Genomic DNA, 4355 nt, shown 5'->3' with positions numbered 1-4355 from the left:
TTCTCATTTTTATTTAGTAATAAAACATACACAAAATGTATCTATTTCCTAAAAATTCTTTACCAAGCTTTAAACTGCAACAGGGGCTTTAATCGCTGGGTAAGGATCATAATCCATAATTTCAAAGTCCTCAAAATTATAATCAAAAATTGTTGAAGGTTTGCGTTTAATCATTAATTTTGGTAATACTTTTGGCTCACGACTTAATTGTAAATGGGCTTGTTCCATATGATTTGAATAAAGATGTGTATCACCACCGGTCCACACAAAGTCCCCCACTTGTAAGTCACATTGCTGTGCGATCATGTGAACTAACAAAGAATAGCTTGCAATATTAAACGGCAACCCTAAAAATACGTCACAAGAACGCTGGTACAGCTGACAAGAAAGCTTACCATTTGCAACATAAAATTGGAAAAAAGCATGGCACGGTGCTAATGCCATTTTGTCTAATTCACCGACATTCCAAGCAGAAACAATCATACGTCTAGAGTCAGGATCATTTTTAATTTGCTCAATTAACTGCGAAATTTGATCTATTTGACGACCATCATTAGCTCCCCATGCTCGCCACTGTTTACCATATACAGGACCTAAATCACCATTTTGATCAGCCCATTCATCCCAAATAGTTACTTTATTGTCTTTTAAATAATTAATATTTGTGTCACCCTTCAAAAACCAAAGTAATTCATGAATAATTGAACGTAAATGGCATTTTTTAGTTGTCACAAGGGGAAAGCCTTCTTGTAAATTAAATCGCATTTGATGACCAAAAATAGATAGCGTTCCTGTACCTGTTCGATCTGACTTAGAGGTACCCTCATCTAAAATTTTTTGCATTAACGCTAAATATTGTTTCATCGTATTTTTGCCTTCTTGTTAAATCTATACGCAAGTAAGATCATTAAAATGCCACCAATAATCATTGGTAAACATAGAATTTGCCCCATACTAAAAATATTTAAAAATAAACCTAATTGCTCATCTGGCTGTCTAAAAAATTCTATAACAAATCTAAATAAACCATAGCAAAGCAAAAACAACCCAGATACAGCCCCCGTTGGTCTTGGTTTTCGAATAAAAATATTTAAGATAATAAACAGCACAACACCTTCAAATAGCATTTCGTAAAGCTGCGATGGATGTCTTGGTAAAATACCATCTAACTGAGAATATAGAGAAAACCATTCTGGATGAGTCTGAACATACATAAAATCAGCATGCGAGGAAGCTGGAAATAGCATACCTATAGGCGAATCAGTTACTCGTCCCCAAAGCTCCCCATTAATAAAATTACCAAACCGCCCAAACATCAGACCAATAGGAACTAGAGGAGCAACAAAATCGCCTACTTGCATAAAACTTTTATTTGTCTTTTTAGCAAAAATAGCAATAACACAAACAGCGCCAATTAAGCCACCATGAAAAGACATACCTCCTTCCCAGACTTTAAATAAAATCACAGGATCTTTAATAAAAGCATCAAGGTTATAGAAGAACACATAACCTAACCGCCCACCAATAAAAAGGCCTAAAAATCCCCAAAATAATAAATTTTCAACTTGCTGTGATGTCCATTGGCTATTCGGTTTATTTGCTCTGCGTTTAGCCAAGTAAAGAGCACCGAGTACCCCAAATAAATACATAGCACCATACCAATGAAGTGATATAGGTCCAATAGAAAAAGCTATCGGATCAAAATTAGGAAATTGTAAATATTGATTCATTTTTTAATACGCTTTTTGTTTTTTCGTTTATGAGCAAAGAAGTTAAAACGTTTCTTTTTTGAAACATTAGTCATCGGGGGTGCAATTTCAGATTGTATAGTAAACACAGGTAAAGAAAATTCCTTCATTGCCTTTCTATAAACATCTCTTTTAAAAGCAATAACCTGACGAATAGGGTACCAATAACTTACCCATCTCCAATCATCAAATTCAGGTGTTGAAGACATATTGAGATTAATTGCTGACACATCAGATATCAATTCTAATAAGAACCACTTCTGCTTTTGACCAATACAAACTGGCTGATTTTCCCAACGGATCATCCTTTTCGGTAGTTTGTATCGCAACCAACCATTAGTAACAGATAAAATCTTCACATCTTTTGACGATAAACCAACTTCTTCATTTAATTCACGAAACATTGCCTGTTCAGGCGTTTCGTTTATTTTTATTCCGCCCTGAGGAAACTGCCAAGAATTTTGCCCATATCGACGAGCCCAAAGTACTTGACCATACCTGTTGCAAATAACTATTCCTACATTTGGACGGTAGCCATCATTATCGATCACTGACTACCTCAAAAAAATTATTTTTAATACCTAAATTGTTTCATACATGTGGCAATAAATAAATAAAAAAATGAATTAATCATGTAAATATATCTTTATATAAACTATATAATAGTTCATAAAAAGTTTGCTCAACAAAGTTACCTAATTTACCAACCCGCAAACTACTAGCGAGGATGTCGGTCAGCATAAAACTGTAGTTTTATTAACGTCGGTATTAAGCCAAACTTAGTAACCCCTGCCATCATTAAAATTTTTTCATCTCAATTAGGGAAAAACCTTTTATAACCAGTTGATGAACTAACAATCAACGTACTCTAAGTAAAAAGTTATTAGTATAATAACTGTCTTTTAACATTTGATATTTTTCATGCGCCGAAAATTGTGTCACAACATTAAACGGCTTATTAAAGGCAATTAGTGAACTCATTTCATTCCAACATCAATTCAACATCAACTTATCATCTTCAATACGTTATTCTTCGGGCTATCCGCTCTAGATATTATTATACAAATCAGAGCTCCATTAAATAAAATACCAAACGTAAAAAAGCCCAGCATCACTGCTGGGCTTCACTAAATTTAAAAGTCTGGCGGCACCCTACTCTCACATGGGTAATACCCACACTACCATCGGCACTACGGCGTTTCACTTCTGAGTTCGGCATGGGGTCAGGTGGGACCACCGCGCTATTACCGCCAGACATATCCTGTCTTCTCTCAATTACTGTGTATTATCTCATATCCACAACAATCTCTCAATCCGGAACAAACTGCTCTCTCATTTATTAAACAATTTAAAGTCAATCTCTATACAATCATCAACTTCAATCATCCTATCGCGTAACTCCAAAACAACTCCGAGTTGTAAGGTTAAGACTCTCGGTTCATTAGTATCAGTTAGCTCAATGTATCACTACACTTACACACCTGACCTATCTACGTCTTAGTCTCAAACGGACCTTACTGAATCTCTTCAGGGAAAACTCATCTCAAGGCTAGTTTCGTACTTAGATGCTTTCAGCACTTATCTATTCCGCACGTAGCTACCGGGCAATGCAATTGGCATCACAACCCGAACACCAGCGGTGCGTTCACTTCGGTCCTCTCGTACTAGAAGCAAACCCTCTCAATTTTCCTACGCCCATGGCAGATAGGGACCGAACTGTCTCACGACGTTCTAAACCCAGCTCGCGTACCACTTTAAACGGCGAACAGCCGTACCCTTGGGACCTACTTCAGCCCCAGGATGTGATGAGCCGACATCGAGGTGCCAAACACCGCCGTCGATATGAACTCTTGGGCGGTATCAGCCTGTTATCCCCGGAGTACCTTTTATCCGTTGAGCGATGGCCCTTCCATTCAGAACCACCGGATCACTATGACCTACTTTCGTACCTGCTCGAGCCGTCACTCTCGCAGTCAAGCTAGCTTTTGCCATTGCACTAACCTCCTGATGTCCGACCAGGATTAGCTAACCTTCGTGCTCCTCCGTTACTCTTTGGGAGGAGACCGCCCCAGTCAAACTACCCACCAGACAGTGTCCCTTACCTCGATTCAGAAGTATAGGTTAGAACATCAAACATTAAAGGGTGGTATTTCAAGGGCGACTCCATGCATACTGGCGTACACACTTCTTTGTCTCCCACCTATCCTACACATTAAGGCTCAATGTTCACTGTCAAGCTATAGTAAAGGTTCACGGGGTCTTTCCGTCTTGCCACGGGTACACCGCATCTTCACGGCAATTTCAATTTCACTGAGTCTCGGGTGGAGACAGCCTGGCCATCATTACGCCATTCGTGCAGGTCGGAACTTACCCGACAAGGAATTTCGCTACCTTAGGACCGTTATAGTTACGGCCGCCGTTTACTGGGGCTTCGATCAAGAGCTTCTGCATAAGCATAACCCCATCAATTAACCTTCCAGCACCGGGCAGGCGTCACACCGTATACGTCCACTTTCGTGTTTGCACAGTGCTGTGTTTTTATTAAACAGTTGCAGCCAGCTGGTATCTTCGACTGATTTCACCTCCATCCGCATGGGACTTCAATTA

The 4355-nt window shown here is 39.0% G+C and carries 3 protein-coding genes and 2 rRNA genes; all 5 read right to left on the bottom strand.

Going from position 1 to position 4355, the window contains the following annotated elements:
• Positions 1–69: 69 nt before the first annotated feature.
• Entirely contained in the window at positions 70–864 is a 795-nt protein-coding gene (gene thyA / locus A9G42_RS07265; RefSeq protein WP_065653072.1) for a thymidylate synthase, read from the bottom strand.
• The gene (lgt, locus tag A9G42_RS07260) at positions 861–1730 is read right to left on the bottom strand and encodes a prolipoprotein diacylglyceryl transferase (RefSeq protein ID WP_065568309.1); all 870 of its coding nucleotides are present in this window, start codon (positions 1728–1730) and stop codon (positions 861–863) included. Before lgt ends, thyA begins: the two co-directional genes overlap by 4 nt.
• On the bottom strand, positions 1727–2299 hold the full coding sequence (gene rppH / locus A9G42_RS07255) for an RNA pyrophosphohydrolase (RefSeq protein ID WP_065568308.1): 573 nt from the start codon (positions 2297–2299) through the stop codon (positions 1727–1729). The genes lgt and rppH overlap by 4 nt, the downstream gene beginning before the upstream one ends.
• A 588-nt stretch (positions 2300–2887) precedes the next feature.
• A 5S ribosomal RNA gene (rrf, locus tag A9G42_RS07250) occupies positions 2888–3003 on the bottom strand.
• Positions 3004–3168: 165 nt separating this feature from the next.
• Positions 3169–4355: ribosomal RNA gene (locus A9G42_RS07245) — 23S ribosomal RNA — on the bottom strand; the annotation flags it as partial.

Origin of the sequence: Gilliamella sp. Nev6-6 (genome assembly GCF_001690605.1) — a bacterium.
Lineage (GTDB): Bacteria > Pseudomonadota > Gammaproteobacteria > Enterobacterales > Orbaceae > Gilliamella > Gilliamella apicola_C.
The sequence above is the reverse complement of the archived record's forward strand: the minus strand, read 5'-3'. Positions and strand labels throughout refer to the sequence as shown.